The 21037-nt window shown below is 32.8% G+C and carries 23 protein-coding genes and 1 tRNA gene; 8 read left to right on the top strand and 16 right to left on the bottom strand.

Annotation, left to right across the window (positions count from 1 at the left end; translation table 11 throughout):
- Window positions 1-27: 27 nt before the first annotated feature.
- The 16 genes from FJR48_RS04620 to FJR48_RS04545 all read right to left on the bottom strand — a co-directional run bounded on the left by FJR48_RS04620 (window position 28) and on the right by FJR48_RS04545 (window position 14268).
- Window positions 28-1776 carry an HD domain-containing phosphohydrolase gene (locus FJR48_RS04620; RefSeq protein ID WP_152306989.1) on the bottom strand — a complete coding sequence of 583 codons (1749 nt, stop codon included), beginning with the start codon at window positions 1774-1776 and terminating at the stop codon, window positions 28-30.
- Window positions 1777-1844: 68 nt separating this feature from the next.
- On the bottom strand, window positions 1845-2369 hold the full coding sequence (locus FJR48_RS04615; protein ID WP_188108628.1) for a transglycosylase SLT domain-containing protein: 525 nt from the start codon (window positions 2367-2369) through the stop codon (window positions 1845-1847).
- A 139-nt stretch (window positions 2370-2508) separates the two neighbouring features.
- Window positions 2509-2585 (bottom strand) — tRNA-Ile (locus tag FJR48_RS04610).
- Between the two features lie 57 nt (window positions 2586-2642).
- The gene (locus FJR48_RS04605) at window positions 2643-3662 is read right to left on the bottom strand and encodes a tRNA pseudouridine(13) synthase TruD (protein WP_152306987.1); all 1020 of its coding nucleotides are present in this window, start codon (window positions 3660-3662) and stop codon (window positions 2643-2645) included.
- The gene (locus tag FJR48_RS04600; protein WP_152306986.1) at window positions 3659-4483 is read right to left on the bottom strand and encodes a bifunctional riboflavin kinase/FAD synthetase; all 825 of its coding nucleotides are present in this window, start codon (window positions 4481-4483) and stop codon (window positions 3659-3661) included. The genes FJR48_RS04605 and FJR48_RS04600 overlap by 4 nt, the downstream gene beginning before the upstream one ends.
- Window positions 4484-4504: 21 nt before the next feature.
- Complete coding sequence (locus FJR48_RS04595) at window positions 4505-4798, bottom strand: HigA family addiction module antitoxin (RefSeq protein WP_152306985.1); 294 nt, start codon at window positions 4796-4798, stop codon at window positions 4505-4507.
- A gap of 10 nt (window positions 4799-4808) precedes the next feature.
- The gene (locus FJR48_RS04590) at window positions 4809-5093 is read right to left on the bottom strand and encodes a type II toxin-antitoxin system RelE/ParE family toxin (protein WP_152306984.1); all 285 of its coding nucleotides are present in this window, start codon (window positions 5091-5093) and stop codon (window positions 4809-4811) included.
- A 43-nt stretch (window positions 5094-5136) separates the two neighbouring features.
- Window positions 5137-5844: a 23S rRNA (cytidine-2'-O)-methyltransferase TlyA gene (gene tlyA / locus FJR48_RS04585; RefSeq protein ID WP_152306983.1), complete on the bottom strand. Its 708-nt coding sequence runs from the start codon at window positions 5842-5844 to the stop codon at window positions 5137-5139.
- A complete protein-coding gene (locus FJR48_RS04580; protein ID WP_152306982.1) occupies window positions 5844-6377 on the bottom strand; it encodes an outer membrane beta-barrel protein in 534 nt (177 codons plus the stop codon). Before FJR48_RS04580 ends, tlyA begins: the two co-directional genes overlap by 1 nt.
- Window positions 6374-8323: an NAD-dependent DNA ligase LigA gene (gene ligA, locus FJR48_RS04575; protein ID WP_152306981.1), complete on the bottom strand. Its 1950-nt coding sequence runs from the start codon at window positions 8321-8323 to the stop codon at window positions 6374-6376. The genes FJR48_RS04580 and ligA overlap by 4 nt, the downstream gene beginning before the upstream one ends.
- A 35-nt stretch (window positions 8324-8358) precedes the next feature.
- Entirely contained in the window at window positions 8359-10428 is a 2070-nt protein-coding gene (locus FJR48_RS04570; protein WP_152306980.1) for an EAL domain-containing protein, read from the bottom strand.
- Window positions 10429-10437: 9 nt separating this feature from the next.
- Window positions 10438-11763, bottom strand: coding sequence for an MATE family efflux transporter (locus tag FJR48_RS04565; protein WP_152306979.1), 1326 nt, complete (start codon window positions 11761-11763; stop codon window positions 10438-10440).
- A gap of 5 nt (window positions 11764-11768) precedes the next feature.
- On the bottom strand, window positions 11769-12551 hold the full coding sequence (locus FJR48_RS04560; RefSeq protein WP_152306978.1) for a hypothetical protein: 783 nt from the start codon (window positions 12549-12551) through the stop codon (window positions 11769-11771).
- Window positions 12544-12816 carry a hypothetical protein gene (locus FJR48_RS04555; RefSeq protein ID WP_152306977.1) on the bottom strand — a complete coding sequence of 91 codons (273 nt, stop codon included), beginning with the start codon at window positions 12814-12816 and terminating at the stop codon, window positions 12544-12546. Before FJR48_RS04555 ends, FJR48_RS04560 begins: the two co-directional genes overlap by 8 nt.
- On the bottom strand, window positions 12800-13066 hold the full coding sequence (locus tag FJR48_RS04550) for a hypothetical protein (protein ID WP_152306976.1): 267 nt from the start codon (window positions 13064-13066) through the stop codon (window positions 12800-12802). The genes FJR48_RS04555 and FJR48_RS04550 overlap by 17 nt, the downstream gene beginning before the upstream one ends.
- The gene (locus FJR48_RS04545; RefSeq protein ID WP_152306975.1) at window positions 13063-14268 is read right to left on the bottom strand and encodes an MFS transporter; all 1206 of its coding nucleotides are present in this window, start codon (window positions 14266-14268) and stop codon (window positions 13063-13065) included. Before FJR48_RS04545 ends, FJR48_RS04550 begins: the two co-directional genes overlap by 4 nt.
- A 105-nt stretch (window positions 14269-14373) precedes the next feature.
- Between FJR48_RS04545 and FJR48_RS04540 the strand changes: the two genes are divergently transcribed.
- From FJR48_RS04540 to FJR48_RS04505, 8 genes are all read left to right on the top strand, one after another.
- Window positions 14374-14745, top strand: a complete 372-nt coding sequence (locus FJR48_RS04540; protein ID WP_152306974.1) for a flagellar protein FlaG — start codon at window positions 14374-14376, stop codon at window positions 14743-14745.
- Between the two features lie 124 nt (window positions 14746-14869).
- Window positions 14870-16105, top strand: a complete 1236-nt coding sequence (locus FJR48_RS04535) for an argininosuccinate synthase (protein WP_152306973.1) — start codon at window positions 14870-14872, stop codon at window positions 16103-16105.
- Window positions 16105-16842, top strand: coding sequence for a ferredoxin-thioredoxin reductase catalytic domain-containing protein (locus FJR48_RS04530; protein ID WP_152306972.1), 738 nt, complete (start codon window positions 16105-16107; stop codon window positions 16840-16842). The genes FJR48_RS04535 and FJR48_RS04530 overlap by 1 nt, the downstream gene beginning before the upstream one ends.
- Window positions 16843-16847: 5 nt before the next feature.
- A complete protein-coding gene (gene rplI / locus FJR48_RS04525) occupies window positions 16848-17297 on the top strand; it encodes a 50S ribosomal protein L9 (RefSeq protein WP_152306971.1) in 450 nt (149 codons plus the stop codon).
- A gap of 3 nt (window positions 17298-17300) precedes the next feature.
- Window positions 17301-17840 (top strand): ATP-dependent protease subunit HslV, encoded by a 540-nt coding sequence (gene hslV, locus FJR48_RS04520; RefSeq protein WP_152306970.1) that lies wholly within the window; start codon window positions 17301-17303, stop codon window positions 17838-17840.
- Window positions 17841-19172, top strand: coding sequence for an ATP-dependent protease ATPase subunit HslU (hslU, locus tag FJR48_RS04515; RefSeq protein ID WP_152306969.1), 1332 nt, complete (start codon window positions 17841-17843; stop codon window positions 19170-19172).
- A 19-nt stretch (window positions 19173-19191) separates the two neighbouring features.
- Window positions 19192-20070 carry a GTPase Era gene (gene era / locus FJR48_RS04510; protein ID WP_152306968.1) on the top strand — a complete coding sequence of 293 codons (879 nt, stop codon included), beginning with the start codon at window positions 19192-19194 and terminating at the stop codon, window positions 20068-20070.
- Entirely contained in the window at window positions 20067-21035 is a 969-nt protein-coding gene (locus FJR48_RS04505; RefSeq protein ID WP_152306967.1) for a L,D-transpeptidase family protein, read from the top strand. Before era ends, FJR48_RS04505 begins: the two co-directional genes overlap by 4 nt.
- Window positions 21036-21037: the final 2 nt, after the last annotated feature.

The raw sequence follows: 21037 nt of genomic DNA, 5'->3' as shown, positions 1-21037 counted from the left end.
AGCTCAATTTTATTGAACTGAGAGCACTTATACTTGAAGTAGTTTTTCTAAATCATTTGTATTTTTAATATCGTCTTCTTCTATATCAAAATGTTTGTATGTAATATAAATTCCGGTATCCTCTAAAATCTCTTCTAAAGACGAAAGCTTATCATCAAGTGTAAAATGTGTTTTATTTATAATAACAAAATCATCACCGTGAATTCTAAAGACAAAATCACTTGTATTTATTTTTAAAAGTCTTTGGGCAAATTTTTTAAGCAGTCTATCACCCTTAGTCCAGCTGTTTTGTTGATTATACTGGTTAAAGTTATGCAAATTTATTACATTTATGCACTTAACATCAAACTCATCCGTATGATTATATGTCAAAACAAGCTCTAAGTACGAGGTATTATATACTCCACACACTTGGTCTCTGTAAAAGTATGAAAATCTTTCTTTTTCTATTTTCGTTTTTGGTCTTTGTGTTATTGTAGTTTCTACTTTTATATTTTTCAATGCCTTGCTAGCTGCTTTTACTATTTTTGGATTAAACTGCTTTTGCGATAAGTCATTAAGTTCAACAATGGCATCTTTGACACTTTTTCTAGATTTATATATTCTGTTAGTAGTCATAGCGTCAAATGCATCAGCTACAGTCATTATTTGAGACAATATAGGTATTTCACTACCTTTGAGGCCATTTGGATAACCTGCACCGTTATAATGCTCATGATGATGGCGTACAATTTCAGCAATATTTTTATAGATATCCACCTTACTTAAAAGTTCGTAACTGACGACAACATGTTCTTTGATTATTTCATATTCAAGACTTGTTAATGAGCCGGGCTTTAAAAGTATTGAATCCGGTGTAGAAATTTTTCCTATATCATGAAGCATACATGCTCTGTACAAATCATCTATAACATCCTCTTTAAAACCCATCTCTTTTGCTATAGCCGTAGAGTAGTTTGCTACTCTTTGTGTATGTCCTGCCGTATAACTGTCTCGTTTTTCTATTATGTTTACTAAAGAAAAAATATGCTGTTCATAATCTTTAATCTTATTTTTTAAAATTTCTTTTGCTTTTTTTCGTCCATATGAGATCAAAAACAACCCTAAAAGATATATAAGAAAAATTATAAGTACATTTATTGAAGATAAAGAATATGCCTCTTCATAATACTTTTGCATAGGTATAGATACGGAAACTCCACCTCTAATATCACCGACTTTATAACCTTGAAAAGCATGACATTTTAAGCAAGATTCTTTTGTTTGAAGAGGACTTATATATCTAAAAAATTCTTTGCCTTCTATAACTGCTTTTTTATAGCTAGGCTTTTTTGTTTTTTCTATTATATTTAGTTGTTCTGCTTCCCATTCATCAGGTTTGTTTTTAGGGTTCATCAATATACTGCTGGTAATATGACCTTTTGTCCCGTAAAGTTGTGAATAGTCTTGCATCATCTGAGACAAAGTATAAGCCGGATTCATTAGGGTAAGTTGTTGGTTGTCAGAAGTGTTTACATCTCTGTTTGGTATATGAGACAAATAAGGATTTGGCGGAGTTTTTTCAGTTATTGGTACGTACACGCCTCCATGGGAAGCAACCCAAGAACGATATGCCAAGTCTTTTTTTACACTGACTACAGCTTCGTGTTTTGCTAGGACGTTTGCATATTCATAGTTTTTGTACACAAGTACAAAACCTGCTACAAACATTATAAATGTCCATACAAATACAACAATATAAGTAATTTTATTTAAAAACTTTACTCTGCTACTCATTATAAAACCTTATAAAACATTATACAATATTGTAGAGTAGTTTCAAAATAATAATTTTATTGTTACACTTATTGAAGTAAATTTTTCTTTACAAGTTTATAAACTAGATTTAGATTTTTTTTCACGCGTTTATAGTAAGGAGCATTTGAATATCCTCCGTTATAACCGCTTACCATGTTAAAATACTTTTTTCTACTGTGTTTTAATCTAACTAACAAGTGTGCTGCGATTTTAGTAGAAGTCTTTACATCTGTCAACAAAAGCGTTGCCAATTTTGTATCGCTTAGTTTTAACAGATGATTAAGTGAGGGTGTCAGTTTTGCAATATGCTTTGCCGTAGCTAACTGAATCTGTAAAGCTCCCAAAGATGCCTTAGTAATGTCAGTACCTTTTTTCACATCACCGAGTATATGGACGCCACCACTGCTCTCAGTAAGACAAATAGCACTTAAAGTATTCTCGTATGTTTCACCTTGATTATCTGAAATTGTTCTAGCGACATCTCTAACAGTTTGTAATACTTCAAGCTGTTTTTTTGAAACATCCGCACACAATAATTTTCCTACACTTAACAATAATAATATTCTAAACAAACACTTCCTTTTTTTGAAAGCGGAATTATACAGAAATAAATCTTATAAATATAATAAATTAAAATTATTAAAACACATGGTTTATTATTTACTAAGATTTATCGGGTTTGGTAGTTTTTATCAAAATAATTTTGGAAAGTGGTGGGTTCGCCGTGACTCGAACACGGGACCACTCCGTTATGAGCGGAGGGCTCTAACCAACTGAGCTACGAACCCACTTTCGTTGTAGGGCGAAATTATAGCCAGTGTGAGCTTATATTTTTTTTAATTTTCCTACTTTTTCTTTACATCTTTTGCAGAGTAGTTTTTATCTGCTATTGATTCTAAGAAAACCGTAGCGTATGAGCCTTTAGGAAGAGTGAAAGATATATTTAACATTGTCTGTTTTTTGACATATTTGCACTCTATATCTTTTGGGTAAATAAGTGCTTCTCTTCTGTAACCTTTCTCTTGTAAAAACTCATCGTCATACTTAGCTTCTATCTCTAAAGCTTCATCACGAGCACGAAAAACATCACGACCGCATAAAAGTCCAGTTGGAGTCAGTTTTTTTGCCTCAAACTCTTTTATAGGAATAATTTTCGGTGTTGAGAGTTTACCTTTAACATCTACATATACATCACCCTCTAACAACTTAAATTTTCCGTTATTCTCATTTTGACTTATCTCGACACGTTCACGTAACCACTGGTTAAAAAACTCACTTTGGTATATTGATATCAAAAAGTTCTTTATTTTTGCATCTTCTACAAATATCTCACCGCTTAACATATCACGTGCTTGTTTAAAACTGTCGCTGTCACGTCCAAAACGCTGAAAACCGAAATAATTTGGAAGACCGTTTTTGGATATTTTTCTGGCACACTTCTCAATACGACCTGCATCTATATTATCAACTTCAAAAAGGTTGATGCTAAACCTGTTCCCTGCTAAATCTCCCATTCTTATTCCCGTAGAGTGACGAGTTATATCCAAAACCTCTATCTGTTTATGATAAAACTGTTTAATCATTTTCTCATACGAAACATCTACAGATATATACTGGGTGGTAGTTGCGTGTTTATCTTTTAAACCGGCATATCCTATCTTTTGAGCAGGAATTGCTAGATACTCTGAAAAAGCGGCTATCATATCCCATGTAGTCATTTCTGTCTTTTTTACGTGAACTACCAGTGAGTTTCCTTTACCTTTAAACTCTATAGATGGAATTTCATCGACTATAAAATCATCTTGTGTTTGGTAAAATTTGAAGTCGATATCGCCGACACTGTCTAAATATTCTCTTTTTCTCATAATTGTAATAACTTTAATTCTTTTGAAGCAATAGCTATATCGCTCTTAATTGCTTTTTTGAGCTCATCTATAGAGTCAAATTTTTTATTATCCCTTATAAAAGAGACAAAACTTATACTTGCTTTTTCCACATTTCCTACTTCACCCTCAAGTATATGGCTCTCTACGGCAAAACTACCGTCAGTTGTTACCCGATGCCCTACAAAACTAACGGAAGGATGGTAATGTTCTTCATTATCTATACGCGTCAAAGTAACATAAACTCCCTCTTTTGGTAATAAAAAACCGTCTTTACATGAAAGATTTATAGTTGCAACAAGTTCCTTTTTACCTATCCCTTGACCGCTTTCTCTTACACCGCGTATAGTATAGTTATGACCTAAAAATGCATTTGCGCCTTTTATATCTCCGATGCCCAGTTTTGCACGAATCTTGTGAGAGTGAATAGAATCCCCGTTTAATGAAACCTCATCAACTACTTTTACCTCTCCCGTAAAAAGTTCTTTTAAATCGTCAAAGTTATATTTTCTATCTTTTCCAAAGTGAAAATCATAACCTACTACTATTTTTTCTAAATTTGGAAATTTACTTTGTAATAGCTCTATAAAGCCTATTGCATCCAGATGACGTATTTCATCAAGTTGCAAATACATTATAGGATATTTACTAAAATGTTCACGCTCTTTTTTGGGAGTCAGGTTTGCATACCCTGTTTCAATAACGACAATACTCCCCTGCTCACCTAACTCTGCAAATAGATGCTGATGTCCTATATGCATCCCGTCAAACCCACCTATGGCAATAGCTGTGCTATTTTTCATACTTTTCAACTAATGTTCCCTCTAAGCTGCACAATGTGCTATGTTTTTTATATTATTTTTTTCTTTCTCATATGTCTTGTACAAATCATAGGCATTTTGTAAGTTCATCCAAAAATGTGGAGTCGTTCCAAAATACTCTGCTAGTTTCAAAGCCATAAGAGAAGTGATGCCTCTTTTTTCATTATACAACTCACTTAAAGTTTTAATACCTACATTCAAGTCTTCAGATAATTTAGCCTGAGTTAAGTTCAACGGAGTTGCAAACTCTTCTCTTAGAATAACACCCGGATGTGTACTTGGTCTTATATCTAACATCTATTTTCCTTTATTTGTGATAATCATCTATATATACATCATAAGCATTGGAATTTTCAAACCTAAAAACAATCCTATATTGCTCATTTATCCTGATGCTACAAAACCCTTTTAAATCGCCTTTTAAGTGTTCAAACCTGTTTGACGGCGGAACTCTAAGGTCAGCTTCATCATAAGAAGCTTCCAACATATCAAGCTTTCTTTTACCGACATTGTTAACAGCTTGTGAAAACTTTTTTTGACTTTTGCCGTCAAACAGCTTTTTTGTATATTTACACTTAAAAGATTTTATCATATTGATATATTATCACAATACGATAAGTTAGTCAACTAAACCATTACTTATCAAAATAATAACAATACTCTAAGTTACCCTCTTTACCAGTTATTTTTGATGGAGATTTTTGAATTAGATTCCATCCTTTTTCTTTGCATCTACTCTCAAAGTTCTCCATAGCTAATGCAATAGCCTTTTCATCCAGTACTACTCCGTGTTTATCACGTTTAACATCACGTCCCACTTCAAACTGCGGTTTAAATAAAAGTATGATTTTACTAGATGCAAGTCTTTCTACATCATCTAAAATATTAAGTAGAGATATAAAAGAGACATCACTGACTACTAAATCATATCTTTTTTCACTCTTAAATTCTCTTATATCGCAACTCTCATAGGAGTTTACTCTTTTATCTTCTAAAAGTGACTTATGCAGTTGAGATTTTCCTACATCCACTGCATCTACACTCATAACAGAGTTTTCTAATAGAACCTGAGTAAATCCACCCGTAGATGATCCTATATCTAAGCAGATGCTATCTTTTAAATCCAGATTCAACTCTTCTAAAAAATACTTTAGTTTATAAGCAGCGCGACTTACATAGTTATCATGTTCTGCCACTTCAACAACAGAGTTTGCATCTACACTAAAAGAGCTTTTTTTTACTATCTTTGCATCTACGCTAACAAAAGAGTTTTTTATAATATTTTGCGCTTTTGAACGGCTATCTACAAAACCATTCTCAACCAGATAATTATCTAAGCGCATTAAAACTGAAACTCCACACCTATATACGGATAATATATACGTTGTTTATAATCAGCCGAACCGTTTTGTGACTCGTCAAAACCAAATTCGTAAATATCATAAGCAAGTTTAACGCTAAAAAGTTCGCTAAACCTTACAGATGTACCCGCACCATAAACAAAACTAAAACCTTGTTCACCAAAAGACTTTGCATAGCCTGCTCCGAACTTAGCGTAAAAATCCCATATATCATCAAAAAAAGCATAATGTGCTAATGTTGACACAGTATAAAGGGTATGATTTAAACTTACTGTATCATTGACTTTATACCCACCGTCTTTGAGTTTTACATATCCAAGTTCTACCGATAGATGCTTATTTATATATGCTCCGCCGTAAAAATACTCGGCTTTAGCCTTTTCATCTTTCATAGAGCTGTATAATCCGCCGCTTTTATATTCAGAACTTCCGTATCCATAACCCAAATATGGACCACCGTCTCTATCTGCATAACTAAGGGTAAATACAAAAACTAAAACTAAAAAAAATTTCATAACAATCCATTCATTTCATCTTCTGTAAGACATTTAACTCCAAGACCCATAGCTTTGTCATACTTACTACCTGCATCTTCACCGTAGATTAAAAAGTCCGTTTTTTTACTGACACTGCCGCTAACTTTAGCACCTAAAGACTCCAACATCTCTTTTATTGCAGGTCTAGGCTGGCTCATAGTGCCTGTTAAAACTACAGTTTTTCCTTTAAAAGGGTTATCTTCCGCTTCTGCTTTTTTTACCGGTTCTAGCGGATTTAAAATACTCTGCAACTCTAAAACAGTCTCTCTGTTTACTCTTATAAATTCCAACACGGACTCTGCCATCTCTTCGCCAATACCGTCACACTCAACTATTTGTTCTTTACTTGCATCTATAAAAGAAAAACCAAATGCATCTGAGAGTGTCTTAGAAGCAACTTCACCGATATGCTCAATTCCCAAAGAGTTTATAAAACGCCAATACTCACACCCCTTTGCACCTTCAAGTGCATCCAGCAAGTTCTGAGATTTTTTCTCTTTAAAACTATCTAACTCCATTAACTGCTCAAAAGTTAAAGAGAACAAATCAATAACGTTTTTCACAAGTCCGGCATTAAAAAGTGCTTCTACTATTTTATTTCCAAGTCCGTCAATATTTAGACACGGCTTGGATGCAAAGTAGATTATCGAGTTTACGACCCTTGCTTCACATGAGAGGTTTTGACATTTTACAAGTACCTCTTCTTGAAGAAGTTCACTACCGCAAACCGGACAATTTGTCGGACGCTCAAACTTTTGCTCATTGCCACTGCGTTCATGTTCTAAAACTTTTATGATTTTAGGTATAACATCCCCGCTTCTAAGTATTATAACTTTATCTCCGATGCGAATATCTTTTCTATCTATCTCATCAAAATTATGAAGTGTCGCACGCTCAACTACAACTCCGTCTATATCCGTGGGTTCAACCACCGCAACGGGTGTCACTGCACCGCTTCTACCTACTTGAAGCTTAATCTCTTTAAGTGTAGTTATCTTCTCGACTGCAGGAAATTTGTAAGCAACCGACCAACGAGGATTTTTTACGGTATAACCCATATCTATTTGTGAAGATATCTCATTTACTTTTATAACCATGCCATCAAGCATCATCGCATAATTATCACGCTCGTTTTTCATAAGTTCATAGATGCCCTCAATATCTTCAAAACCTTTGCATAATCTACTTTGAGGCGGTTTTTTAAATCCTAAAGAATAGATATATTCCATTCTGTCACTTAAAAGTTTTTGCTCTAGTGTATTTTCCCCAATCCCATAAGGTAAAAATACTAAATTTCTGGATGCCGTAATACTAGAATCAAGCTGTCTTAAACTTCCTGCAGCTGCATTTCTAGGGTTTGCAAATACGGATTCGTTATTTTTTAAACGCTCCTCGTTTATTTTTTCAAAATCATCTTTAAATATAACAACTTCACCGCGAATCTCTATGCGTCCTTGATGCTCTATACTTAAAGGGATTGAACGGATAGTTTTTACGTTTGAAGTAATGTCTTCTCCCTCTTCTCCGTCACCGCGAGTGATACCTTGAATCAGCTTACCGTTTTCGTAAATCAAATTAAGTGAAGCCCCGTCATACTTCGGTTCACAATAAAAAGATATATTTTCATCTAATTTATAAGTTTTTTTAAGCCAAGCCTCTAAGTCATCTGCATTAAAGATATCTTCAAGTGACCACATTCGAGAGAGATGTTTTGCTTTTACAAATTTTTCAGACACGACATCCCCTACTCTTAAAGTAGGAGAATCATTTAATTTTTTATCGGGATTATTTATCTCATAGTCTAAAACTTTATGATATAGCTCATCATAAACCTCATCGGTTGTAATCGGGTCATCCAATACATAGTAATGATAGGCATACAAATTTAACTCTTGGACTGCTTGTTTATACTCTTGATTATTCATGTGGAAATTTTATCTTAAAATTACTAAAATATTCGTTAGTGTACTTGCAGTAAATTTTGAGCCTTGCCAAAATAATAACCTTGGAATTCATCAACCCCGTATTTTTTCAACAACTCAAAAATTTCTTTATTTTCTACATATTCGGCTACTGTTTTAATATTTAGGTCTTGTGCAAAATGAACTATACTTTTGACCAATATTCTTGATTCTTCTTTTTCTAATATATTTTGAACCAATGAACCGTCAATCTTTAAATAATCCGGTTTTAATCTAAGGATATGTGCATAGTTTGCATAACCGCTTCCAAAATCGTCTATAGCTATCCTAACACCTATCTTTTTAAGCTTTTTCACAACTTTTACAAGTCTGTTAAAATCTTCTACGTTCTCTTGTTCTACTATTTCAATAATTATCCTGTTTGGATTGTTAAACTTTTCTAATATTTCCAATAAAGTATCCATAACCCTTGGTTGAAAAAAATCATTCGGTAAAAAGTTGATAGATATTTGTTCATCCCTTTGGGAAAAGAACGATAAAGACTGAATCAACACCTCTTTAGCTAAGTAAGCATAAAGTCCTCCGTTCATAGCTATAGGTAAAAAATCGCTTGGATAAAGAATTTTTTCTTTATCGTCTTCTAAATCAATTATTCTAACCAACGCTTCATATTTAACTATTTTTTCTTCCCTATTTCTTATCTCTTGAAAAAAAGGAACTACCTTATTGTTATCTATGGCTTGTTTTAAAATTTTTTTCATTTTTATTGTTTTTGAAGAGCTTTGTTTTGTATCGATATTGTTTGTATAAGCTATATACGGTAGCGATTTTTCTCTGGCTTTTTTTAAAGCCATTTGTGCTTTTTCAACTAAGTTGCTGTTTCCGTTTGATATTCCAAAGTACATCTCAACTTGCAATATATCATCAAACTCTTCAACATCTATATTCAGTAACTTTAATCTTAAGTGTAATTCTTCTAAAATATCAACATAGTCATCTTCGGAAAAATACTCATCACACTTTAAAAGAGCAAATTCATCGGATGAAGTTCTAAATATCTTCATAGAGTATTCGTGTCCGAATTTTCTAAATTCGTCCGCTACGGCTTTTAAAACAATATTTCCCGTATTCATACCGTAGAGTTCATTTATAAGGCTGAACTCCTTAATATTTCCAAGAATTAAAACATTTATCTTCTCTTCTGAAAACGATACATCTAAAAACTGTCTGTTTCCTAACCCTGTAGTACTGTCTGTAAATGCCTGATGCTTAAAATGGTTAAATACATTGTCGAAACTTTTTTTTGTTGCAAAAAGAATTAATAGCGATATTATTAAACCGACGACGAGTAGTGTGTTGATTAAATTTGAATATGGTTTATGTAGTTTCTCGATATCAAATATAATCACTAAACTACCGACTGTTTCAGACTTATGGTTTTTTAAATCCAGTAAAGTTTTATTATTGAAATATTTTTGAACCGATTGTTCTTTATTTCCTTTTATTATTTCGAGTTTTACATCTTCTATCGTTTTTAAGTCTTCTAAAAAAGCTATAGGGGAGAGTCCTATTTCGACATTTCCTACATATTGATTTTTATAAAAAATCGGTTTGGTTACACGATATGTCAACTCCAGTTTTCCCTGTTCAAACCCGCTTAAAGATTTTTGTAACCTACCGGTATCTGTTATTAACGTTCGTTTTTGGCTTAACTTATCACCGAAGAAATTCGGTTTATGTGCTCTATATATGGTAATCCCGTCAAAGGAGCGGAAAGTAAGAATATTTATATTTTTATTTAATGCTTTTTCATTTAGATATTTATGCTGTATAATTTTATCTACTGCTTTTGTATCTTTATCTGCAATTGCCTTACTAAGACCATCCAAATAAACAAAACGGTTTAATTTGTTTTTTAACTTAGCTTCATATTTATGAATATTTAGATTAAAAAGTTCTTTGGCGGATACAGATATTGTTTTTACTTTTTCATCGACGACTTTATCAAACTGATATGTCAAAAAAACATAGCCTATTATAAAAAGAAGTGTTATAAAGACCATTGATGATAAAAAAACATTTTTCTTAGTTTTTTCTATTGTCTTCATAAATCCACTTTATACTTTTGTATTTAACCAATCTCTTTTTTGATAAATATACCAATATATTATACCTTTAAAAAGTGTCTCCACATTCATTATTATGAAAATAGAGATAATGCCGTAACCTAACTTATATGCTATATATGATGGAATAATCCTAAAAAACCATAATGATAGCACATTTATTTTTAAAGTTGTTTTTGTCGCACCCGCACCGCGTAGTGCCGATGAATAAACAAACATTATAGCAAGTGGTACCTGAGCCAAACCTACCAGTATCAAATATTGTGAAGCTACCAATACCGTAGCTCTATCATTAGTAAACACGCCTACAATATACTCGGGAAATAATATCATAAACAAACCTATGCTGCCCATAAAAATATATGCTATACGTCCGCTTATAACACCCATATGGTATGCTTTTTCTTTGTTTTTTGCTCCTAGATTTTGTCCAACCAATGCCATTGCGGCAATTGCAAAACCAAATCCCGGCATAAAAGCTATACCTTCAATTCTAAGACCCACTTGATAACCTGCTAGTTCCACCGTGCCGTACCATGCAATTATAGCAACGAAAAAAACAAAACTCATACTTGATATTCCTCTATCAAGTGCGGCACCCCATCCCACTTTAAGTGCACGTTTTAAATCTACAAATCTGATTATCGGTAATATATTTATTTTTGCCGTTGTTTTTTTTAGTATCAAAAAATATACCGATACATTAAAAGCATATGCTATAAGTGTTGCTATAGCCGCACCTTCTATTCCCATAGCTACAAATCCGAAATGACCAAATATAAGTACATAGTTTAAAAATGCATTTATACCTGCCGACACGAGTTTTATGTAAAGTGAACTTTTTGTATCCCCTGATGCACTTAAAGCATTAAATAACAGTGCATCTATAAAAATAACTACAATACCTAAAGATAGAATTTTAAAATAAGCACTTCCAAGTTCTATGACTTCATCTTCCGCACCTAAAATAGAGTAAAAATATTCACTGCCGAAATAACCTAAAAAACTTACAAAAATCGACAATATAACCGAAATTATCAACAACGCATACAAAAGCGAAGATGCTCTTTTTTTTCTATTGCTTCCGATAAAACGTGATATCAAGGCATTTCCACCGACAACATAAAGTGTCATAAGTACGTTAACGATCATCATAAACTGCATACTTACACCCACAGCCGCCAAAGCATAAAAACTCAGCATCCCTACCATAAGCATATCTATTAGTGATTGAAGAATATCAACAAGGCTTTTAAGTGCAGCGGGTATAGCAAGTGAAAAAACCTTACGGGTGTCTTGAGAATATTTTGGAATCATTGTTATTATAATCTTTTAATTAAGGAGGCTATATCTTCTTTTTCTTTTTGAGTATTTAGTTCAATCTTGCAGCCGTATTTATTTATCGGATTTAAATTTATTATATTTTTAAACTTTTCTAAAACTTTATTGGCTATTTCACTATTTTCAGACATATATACAAGTAAAAATCTGTTTTCATCCCATCTTACCAACATATCGTCTCTGCGAATCATTACAAGTAAATTATTTACAAAATCTTTATGAACTAAACCATCCTCTTTTGTAATTACTATAGATAAGATTGAAACTATTTTTTCGTTAAATACGGCAGCCTCTTGATAACTTTTTGCAATCTCTTTAAAATATTTTCTATCATATGCACCGCTTTTTGCATCTATGTTTGTATGGTTTTGAATCATTATTCTTTTTATTAAATCTTGTGTAATATCTTTAAATACTACAACTCTATACTCTTTTACACTCTTATCTATATTGACGCTAAAAGCTTTAGGGTCATATGTTTGACTGAGCATACTGACGATTCTGTCCTTTTCGTCTAATTTTAGTATAGCATCTATCCAATTTTCACCGCCAGTGATTTTATTTTTGTTAAAATAATTTGGATGCGGTATAAAATTATTTTCAAATTCTCCAAAATTAGTATTATAATCCTCGGTTGAAAATACGTTAAAAAATCTATTAAACGAGCTATTTGTAAAAATTACGTTTTCATCTTTAAATATAACAATAAGGTCATCGTTTAAGTTTGCTATAATCGACAATAAAGGGATTGTAGCACTATCCATTTAATACCTCGGATACTTTTTGCATCTCTAAAATAAGTTCATCTTTTGTATCAAATGAAAGTGCAGTTCTTATTTTTTGTTCTTGATTCGGAGGGGTTGAATCAAATACCAATACATATCTTAAAACTTTGACCTTATCTGCGTTTAAATCTGTCCACTCAAGACTCATTTCTGCCGTTTCACCGTTTAAATCAACTACCGATGCAGGATACAACCTTGTAAGTTTATCCAAATCAATATCCCCGGCTTTAGTTTTGTAAATCATCTTTTATATCTTCCTTATTTAAACTTTTATACATATCGCCTCTGTACATTTTTATAAATGCCAATAATCCAAAAGTAACTCCGAGTATAATTGATATGACTCCGACAAAGTCTTCTCTCTCCCATGCCATCACAATCCAACAAACATCTGCTAAAAGATACACTACTATAGATTCGTATATCTTGCCGCGAAATGTTAAAAATGCTCCAATATTTAGAAGTATGCCGCCAATCAACGCAAAACTAATCAATTAACTTCCTTTATATTTTGAGTTTTTATAACCCATTTAAAGTATAATCCGCCTAATATAAAACCAAATCCAATTATAAAGGTTATATTCTCCAAGGTAAAGCCGTTTTGGGCCAATACACCCGTCATATAAGATGTAAATGCAGCCGAACTTAAAAACAACATATCATTATAAGCAACAATTCTACCATAATACTTTTTATCAATATTTTTTTGTAATAAAGTATAAGTATATGACCAAAGCGTTGTTGTAAATAAGCCCACTATAAAACTAGCTACTATTGAGAGATAAAAATTTTGCATCATAATTGCCCATAACCATACTGCAATAGCTTGAGCTAAAAATATATAAAATAAACCTTTATTATTTGTGTACCTACTTAATAATATAGGACCCAAAACAAGTCCTAATGCACGAGATGCATGCAAAATTCCAAGTGCCAAAGAAGCAGCAATAATAGAGGTATAATATCTATCGACCATTAAAGCCACAAGAGCATCAAAAGCGGTAAGACCGACAAAAGCATGTACAAACATCAGATGCATCGCATGTGGAAATTTTTTTATATATTTAAAAGTATCCGCCATCATACTTAAAAGCTTTTCTTTTACTTTAATCACTTCAATATCTATCTCTAATCTGTATAACAATAAAAATCCGACTATAAACATTAAAGTATCTAGTAAAAATGCTATCTTTACACCTAACCAATATACTACAAAACCGCTTACTCCCATACCTAAAGTATAAGAAAACGACCAGATAATAGAGTGTAATTCATTTGCATGCTGAAGCTTGCTCCCGTCTAAAATTTTAGGTAGTAATGACATCTCCGTCGTAAAATAAAAACTTGCAGCTGCCATTTTTATAAAAATCAAAACATATAGATAATTTAAGTCTGAGGTGTCATTTATAAATATTAATAAAAATGTTGAAATTATCTCAAAGCCAATCAAAGTCAGCAAAAGTTTTTTTGGTTTGACACTGTCTATAATCGAACCTGACAAAGGTGCTTGAATTACACCTGCTAAAAAATGTAGCATTGCAACAAATGCTACAACTTTAGCATCTACGTTTAATTCTATCAATAAGGTATATATAGCTACATTACTAAACCAAGCGCCAAAGTATGATATTAATTGTATAGTTGATAACTGTCTTAGAACATATTCAGTTTTTAATAGTTTAATGTATTTTTTCATAAATGCAAGATTATCATAAAATTATTAAAGTTTATTTTTCATTAGTCGATATTAATGTTGATAGCAATATTTTTTATATATTGAATATGAAAAAAGGAGTACGTCATGGATGGCATAGCAAATGTTGCAAGGCAGCAACAATCTCAAATTCATACTACAGAAGCACAAGGAATAAAAACTGAGGAATCTAAACAACCTCAAGTTCAACAACCGGATTTGGTAAAAGCTTCTCAAGAGAAATCTACTAAGATAGATTCTAAAGAACAAGTTGAAGATTTAGTAAAAAAACTAAATGATGCACTGGCACCTATGAAAACTGATTTAAGTTTTGGTGTTGATTTGGATGATATATTTTATGTAGCGGTTAGTGAATCAAAAACAAATAAAATGATTAGAAGATTTCCGGCCGAACAAGCTCAAGACTTTTTACCGAAAATGCAAGAAGTATCGGGAATGTTATTCGATACAAAAGGGTAAGAAAGCTTACCCTTTTTTTACTACTTAAACTTAAACACCTAAAAAGCGGAGTTAAGCTAACATTTTTTTAATCTCTTTTATTGTATAATCGCGTCAATTATTTTAATATTAAAGGTTTTTTTGTATGAAAAAAGAGGTCAAAAAGGTAGTTTTAGCTTATTCTGGTGGGCTTGATACCAGTATTATTTTAAAATGGTTACAAGAAGAGTATAAAGCCGAAGTTATTACATTTACAGCAGATTTGGGTCAAGGGGAAGAAGTTGAACCGGCTCGTCAAAAAGCACTTGACAACGGTATAAAACCTGAAAATATTTTTATCTTAGATATCCAAGAAGAATTTGTAAAAGATTATGTGTTCCCAATGTTTAGAGCAAATGCTATTTACGAAGGTGAGTATCTTTTAGGGACATCAATCGCAAGACCGTTAATCGCAAAAAAACAAATAGAAATAGCAAAAGAAATGGGTGCAGATGCAGTTAGTCACGGTGCAACCGGTAAAGGGAACGATCAAGTTAGATTTGAGCTTGGATATTTAGGACTAAACCCTGATATTACGGTTATCGCTCCTTGGCGTGAATGGGATTTAAATTCAAGAGAAAAACTTTTAGCATATGCAAGGGAACACGGTATCGAGATTTCTCAAAAACACGTAGATGAAAACGGTAACCCAAAAGTAAGTCCATACTCTATGGACGCTAACCTACTTCATATCTCTTATGAAGGTCTTCACTTAGAAAATCCGATGAATGAACCTGAAGATGATATGTGGTTATGGACTAATTCACCTGAAGATGCACCTGATGAAGCTGAATATATCACTATCGGATACAAAAATGGAGACCCTATCTCAATTAACGGTACAGAGATGAGTCCTGCTACAATTTTAAGAACATTAAACGAATACGGTAACAAACACGGTATCGGGAGAATCGATATAGTTGAAAACAGATACGTTGGTATGAAAGCACGCGGTTGTTATGAAACTCCGGGTGGTACTATTATGCTAAAAGCTCACCGTGCTATTGAATCTATCACACTTGATCGTGAAGAAGCGCACCTAAAAGATGAGATGATGCCAAGATATGCAAAACTAATCTACAATGGATTCTGGTTTTCACCAGAGCGTGAGATGCTTCAAGCGGCAATAGACAATACACAAAAATACGTACAAGGTAATGTAAAACTAAAACTTTACAAAGGTAATGTTCAAGTTGTAGGACGTGAATCTGATATGTCACTTTATTCTGAAGAACACTCTACTTTTGAAGAGGACGAAGTATATAATCAAAAAGATGCTGAAGGGTTTATACGTCTAAACGCACTTAGAAGAATTATCGCCGGAAAAAAAAGGAATAAGTAATGAGTATTGTTAAGATTGACATGAACTCTGAAGAGTTCATCGGCGAGATGGATAAAACAGTAAAATTTACGGATAAGGTTTGTGAGTCACGCGGTTGGGTTTACAACCCACAGGAGGAAGTAAACGAAGGTGTACAGATGGGTCTGGCACGTAATAAAATTATGTACAACAAAAGATTTTGTCCATGTTTTATGGTTGATGACAGCGGAGACAAACCAAAAAGTGTAGATGACAGGATTTGTCCATGTAAACCTGCAATTGAGAAAGAGATTCCTGAAGACGGTAAATGTCACTGTGGAATTTTTTGTACACCTGAATATGCGGCTGAGAAAAGGATTGAACTTGGTATGGAAGAAGCCGTGCATACTCACTCACGCGGTCTTACAAAAGAGGAATGTGAACTTCTTATAAAACAGAGTGAATTAGACGGTGATGAGCTAAATGCACTACTTGAAGCAAGAGAACTTGGAATGGTTGACTTTACACTTATAGATGTTCGTGAGCATATGGAATGGCAGATGGGTCATATTAAAGGTGCTGACAAACTTATCCCTACAAGTAGTTTTTACCAGGCACTCGAAGATGCAAAACTAGATAAAAATGCACATAACATAGTTTACTGTCATGTTGGTAGTAGAAGTGCCCATGTAGCAATGATTATGAAAGACATGGGTTATACAAATATAGGAAATTTAACTCACGGTATTGTTTCATACGGTGGAGAAATAGAGAGATAAAATAGATGAAAGTACTTTTAATAAAAGATGTAAAAAACTTAGGAAAAGCCGGTGAAGTAAAAGAAGTAAAACCGGGTTACGGTCAAAACTTTTTAATCAAAAAAGGTTTTGCAAAAAATGCTACGGATGAAATAATTGCCGAGCATAAAGAGCAAGAAGCCAAAAAAGCTCAAGAGCTAAAAAATGAGATAGCTGAGCTTACAGAACTTGCTAAAAAGCTTGATAAACTAGAGATAATCATCACTAAAAAATTAGGTCAAAACGGACACCTTTTTGGAGCCGTTACAAAAGACGAAGTAGCTGCAGCACTACTTGAACAACATAATATTGAAATAGATAAAAAGCATATAACAGATAAAACAGCTATTAAAACCGTAGGTGAGCATGACTTAGATTTAAAACTTGGTCATGCTATACATGCTACACTACATGTGGATGTTCAAGGAGAGCAATAACTTATGTTTGATGCTACTACTATACTTGCCTATAAAGGTAAAAACAAAGCTGTAATCGGCGGTGACGGTCAAGTAACTTTTGGCAACTCTGTTTTAAAAGGCAATGCTACAAAAATAAGAAAATTGCATCACGGAAAAATTTTGGCAGGTTTTGCAGGAAGCACTGCAGATGCATTTAATCTTTTTGATATGTTTGAAGAGTTTTTAGAAGATAAAAAAGGCGATATTTTAAAATCGGTTATAGAGTTTTCAAAAGCATGGAGAAAAGACAAAGTTCTTCGTCGTTTAGAAGCTATGATGATTGTACTAAATAAAGATCATATTTTTATACTGACCGGAAACGGTGACGTAGTTGAACCAGAAGACGGTGAAATAGCTTCTATCGGTAGTGGCGGAAACTTTGCAATTTCAGCTGCCCGTGCACTTAAAAAACACGCAAATATGGATGAAGAAGACCTTGTAAAAGAATCTTTAATGATTGCAGGTGAACTTTGCATCTACACAAACCAAAATATAAAAACATTAACTTTAGAGGATAAGTAATTGAATTTAACCCCAAAAGAGATAGTTGAATATCTAGATAAGTATGTAATAAGTCAAAGAGATGCTAAAAAGACAATAGCTTTGGCACTTCGCACGCGCTATAGACGTATGCAACTTAGTGATGAACTTCAAAATGAGATTACCCCCAAAAATATTTTAATGATAGGCTCAACCGGTGTAGGTAAAACTGAAATATCTCGCCGTTTGGCAAAAATGATGAAAGTTCCGTTTATAAAAGTCGAAGCCAGTAAATATACAGAAGTAGGTTTTGTGGGTCGTGATGTTGAATCTATGGTTCGTGATTTGGTTATAAATGCCGTATCAATTGTAAAAGCTGAAAAAGAGGAAGAAAATAAAGAAAAGATTGAAAACTATGTAATAAATAAAATAGTTGAAAAACTTCTACCCCCTCTTCCTGAGAGTGCAAGTGAATCTAAAAAAGATGACTATAAAAGACTACTAGAAGGTATGGAAAGACGAGTTGAGAGCGGTGAAATGGATGATAAAATAATCGAGATTGAGATAGACTCAAGCATCCATGTAGAATTTGCTGACTCTAACTTACCGCCAGAAATGATAAAAGTACAAGAATCTTTTACAAAAGTATTTTCTCAAATGAATAAAGAAGATAAGAAAAAAGAGATAAGCGTAAAAGATGCAAAAATCATGCTTCGTGCAGAAGCCGGTGCTAAACTAATAGATAACAACTCTATAAATGCAGAAGCTCTTAGACGAGCCGAAAATGGTGGAATTATCTTTTTAGACGAGATTGACAAGATAGCACTGAGTGAAAAATCACAAGGTAGGAACGATCCTTCAAAAGAGGGAGTTCAGCGTGACTTGCTTCCTATCGTTGAAGGTAGCTCCATAACAACAAAGTACGGTGTAATTAATACTGATCATATACTTTTTATTGCCGCAGGTGCATTTCATGTAAGTAAGCCTAGTGATCTAATACCAGAATTACAAGGACGTTTTCCTTTAAGAGTCGAGTTAGAGAGCTTAACTGAAGATTCACTATATCAAATTTTAACACAGACTAAAAACTCACTTCTAAAACAATACCAAGCACTCTTATCTGTTGAAGGAATGGAGTTGAAATTTGATGATGAAGCAGTTCATGCAATCGCAAAACTTGCCCATAAAGCAAATGAAACTACTGAAGATATTGGAGCAAGACGTCTTCACACTGTACTTGAAAAAGTCTTAGAAGAGATTAGTTTTATAGCTGATGAGTATAAAGACAAAGAGTATATTGTTACAAAAGAATTGGTACATGATAAGTTGGATACTGTTGTTGAAAACGATGATTTATCAAGATATATATTATAAAAGTTAAAAAAGGCAAATAATGACAAAAGCAGGATTCGTTTCTTTAATAGGAAGACCAAATGCAGGTAAAAGTACCCTAATGAATTCACTTCTAGGTGAAAAAATTGCAATGGTTAGCCAAAAAGCAAATGCCACAAGAAAACGCTCCAATGCTATTGTTATGCATAAAGATACTCAAATCATATTTGTAGATACTCCCGGTTTGCACGAGAAAGAAAAAGTACTTAACCAATATATGTTGGATGAAGCACTAAAAGCTATGGGTGATTGTGATTTAATCGTATATCTTGCACCTGTTACGGATTCAACCGAACATTATGAAAAATTTTTAAAACTAAATGAGAAAAAAGTCAAACATATAATTGTTCTTAGCAAAATTGACCAAGTAAGCCAAGAAAAACTTTTTAAGAAAATAAATCAATATAATCAATTCTCAGACGAGTTTGAAGCATTAATCCCTACTGCAATTTCTAAGAAAGTCGGACATGATGATCTACTTGACACAATATCCAAAAATCTTCCTGACTCTCCTTACCTTTATGATCCGGATGATTTAACGAGTGAACTTGTTCGTGATATATATGCAGGGTTTATTCGTGAAGGAATTTTTGAAAATATAAGTGATGAAATTCCTTATGAGAGTGATGTTTTAATTGATAAAATTGAAGAAGACGGTAATGTCGATAGAATATATGCATCTATAATAGTCGAAAAAGAATCTCAAAAAGGTATTATTATTGGAAAAGGCGGAGATGCGATAAAAAGAATAGGTATATATTCAAGAAAAAAAATAGAAATATTAAGCAACAAAAAGGTGTTTTTAGATCTTCAGGTTATTGTAAAAAAAGGTTGGTCTAAAGATAAAGAATATTTAAAAGAGATAGGTTATACATCATGAAATTAATAATATTTATAGCTTTTTTTACATCAAGTTTATTTGCAAACGAACTTTTGAATACTTACAGAACCAATGGAATATCAAGTATCGAAAAACAGTTTGATTTGGAATTAACAAAAGAAATTTTTTGGGACAATTTACTCAAAGACAAAGATACAAGATTTGGTTATACAGAGTCATACAACTCTTTTTTGATATGTGATAAAAACAGTTCTACTTTAGCCATATACAAGCAAGACGAAAACAACACGTTTGTAAAGGAAAGAGAATATAATGCTTTTACAGGAAAAATCAATGGTGATAAGCAAAAAGAAGGAGATTTGAAAACTCCGATTGGAGTGTACCATATAAACAACAGATTAAGCAAAGACACTAAACTAGATCCTTTTTACGGACCTTTAGCCTTTGTGACATCTTATCCAAATTTATACGACAGAATGCGTGGCAAAAACGGAAGCGGAATATGGGTACACGGATTACCGATAAACCAAGAACGTGATGATTTTACAAAAGGTTGTATAGCCATAGATAACCAAAGTATTGAATGTTTAGATAGAAATATAGATATTAAAAAAACTGCATTAATCATCTATCCCAACAAACCTAAGACTACAAGTAAAGAAGAACTCTCAAAAATTTTATCTCAACTATACGATTGGAGATATGCCTGGTTATATAACGATATAGAAAAATATTTATCATATTACTCTGATGATTTTACAAGATTTGACGGAATGGGCATAAAAGCATTTAAAAAATATAAGACCCGTGTATTTAATAAAATAGAGAAAAAAACAATTATATTCTCCAATATAAACATAATAGCTTATCCGGCTGCCGACAATACTTATCAAGTGACTTTTAATGAATATTACAAATCAAGAACATTTGAATTTAACGGAGACAAAACATTACTTGTGAGATTAAACGACTCAAACAAGTTAAAAATATTTATTGAAAAATAGTA

The organism is Sulfurimonas lithotrophica (assembly GCF_009258225.1).
GTDB lineage: Bacteria > Campylobacterota > Campylobacteria > Campylobacterales > Sulfurimonadaceae > Sulfurimonas > Sulfurimonas lithotrophica.
The sequence above is the reverse complement of the archived record's forward strand: the minus strand, read 5'-3'. Positions and strand labels throughout refer to the sequence as shown.

What these genes read in the sequence shown, in the direction of transcription:
- FJR48_RS04620 (WP_152306989.1), bottom strand. Translation starts at nt 1,776, where the DNA reads ATGAGTAGCAGAGTAAAGTTTTTAAATAAAATTACTTATATTGTTGTA.
- FJR48_RS04605 (WP_152306987.1), bottom strand. Translation starts at nt 3,662, where the DNA reads ATGAGAAAAAGAGAATATTTAGACAGTGTCGGCGATATCGACTTCAAA.
- FJR48_RS04600 (WP_152306986.1), bottom strand. Translation starts at nt 4,483, where the DNA reads ATGAAAAATAGCACAGCTATTGCCATAGGTGGGTTTGACGGGATGCAT.
- FJR48_RS04595 (WP_152306985.1), bottom strand. Translation starts at nt 4,798, where the DNA reads ATGTTAGATATAAGACCAAGTACACATCCGGGTGTTATTCTAAGAGAA.
- FJR48_RS04590 (WP_152306984.1), bottom strand. Translation starts at nt 5,093, where the DNA reads ATGATAAAATCTTTTAAGTGTAAATATACAAAAAAGCTGTTTGACGGC.
- tlyA (WP_152306983.1), bottom strand. Translation starts at nt 5,844, where the DNA reads ATGCGCTTAGATAATTATCTGGTTGAGAATGGTTTTGTAGATAGCCGT.
- FJR48_RS04580 (WP_152306982.1), bottom strand. Translation starts at nt 6,377, where the DNA reads ATGAAATTTTTTTTAGTTTTAGTTTTTGTATTTACCCTTAGTTATGCA.
- ligA (WP_152306981.1), bottom strand. Translation starts at nt 8,323, where the DNA reads ATGAATAATCAAGAGTATAAACAAGCAGTCCAAGAGTTAAATTTGTAT.
- FJR48_RS04570 (WP_152306980.1), bottom strand. Translation starts at nt 10,428, where the DNA reads ATGAAGACAATAGAAAAAACTAAGAAAAATGTTTTTTTATCATCAATG.
- FJR48_RS04565 (WP_152306979.1), bottom strand. Translation starts at nt 11,763, where the DNA reads ATGATTCCAAAATATTCTCAAGACACCCGTAAGGTTTTTTCACTTGCT.
- FJR48_RS04560 (WP_152306978.1), bottom strand. Translation starts at nt 12,551, where the DNA reads ATGGATAGTGCTACAATCCCTTTATTGTCGATTATAGCAAACTTAAAC.
- FJR48_RS04555 (WP_152306977.1), bottom strand. Translation starts at nt 12,816, where the DNA reads ATGATTTACAAAACTAAAGCCGGGGATATTGATTTGGATAAACTTACA.
- FJR48_RS04545 (WP_152306975.1), bottom strand. Translation starts at nt 14,268, where the DNA reads ATGAAAAAATACATTAAACTATTAAAAACTGAATATGTTCTAAGACAG.
- FJR48_RS04540 (WP_152306974.1), top strand. Translation starts at nt 14,374, where the DNA reads ATGGATGGCATAGCAAATGTTGCAAGGCAGCAACAATCTCAAATTCAT.
- FJR48_RS04535 (WP_152306973.1), top strand. Translation starts at nt 14,870, where the DNA reads ATGAAAAAAGAGGTCAAAAAGGTAGTTTTAGCTTATTCTGGTGGGCTT.
- FJR48_RS04530 (WP_152306972.1), top strand. Translation starts at nt 16,105, where the DNA reads ATGAGTATTGTTAAGATTGACATGAACTCTGAAGAGTTCATCGGCGAG.
- rplI (WP_152306971.1), top strand. Translation starts at nt 16,848, where the DNA reads ATGAAAGTACTTTTAATAAAAGATGTAAAAAACTTAGGAAAAGCCGGT.
- hslV (WP_152306970.1), top strand. Translation starts at nt 17,301, where the DNA reads ATGTTTGATGCTACTACTATACTTGCCTATAAAGGTAAAAACAAAGCT.
- era (WP_152306968.1), top strand. Translation starts at nt 19,192, where the DNA reads ATGACAAAAGCAGGATTCGTTTCTTTAATAGGAAGACCAAATGCAGGT.
- FJR48_RS04505 (WP_152306967.1), top strand. Translation starts at nt 20,067, where the DNA reads ATGAAATTAATAATATTTATAGCTTTTTTTACATCAAGTTTATTTGCA.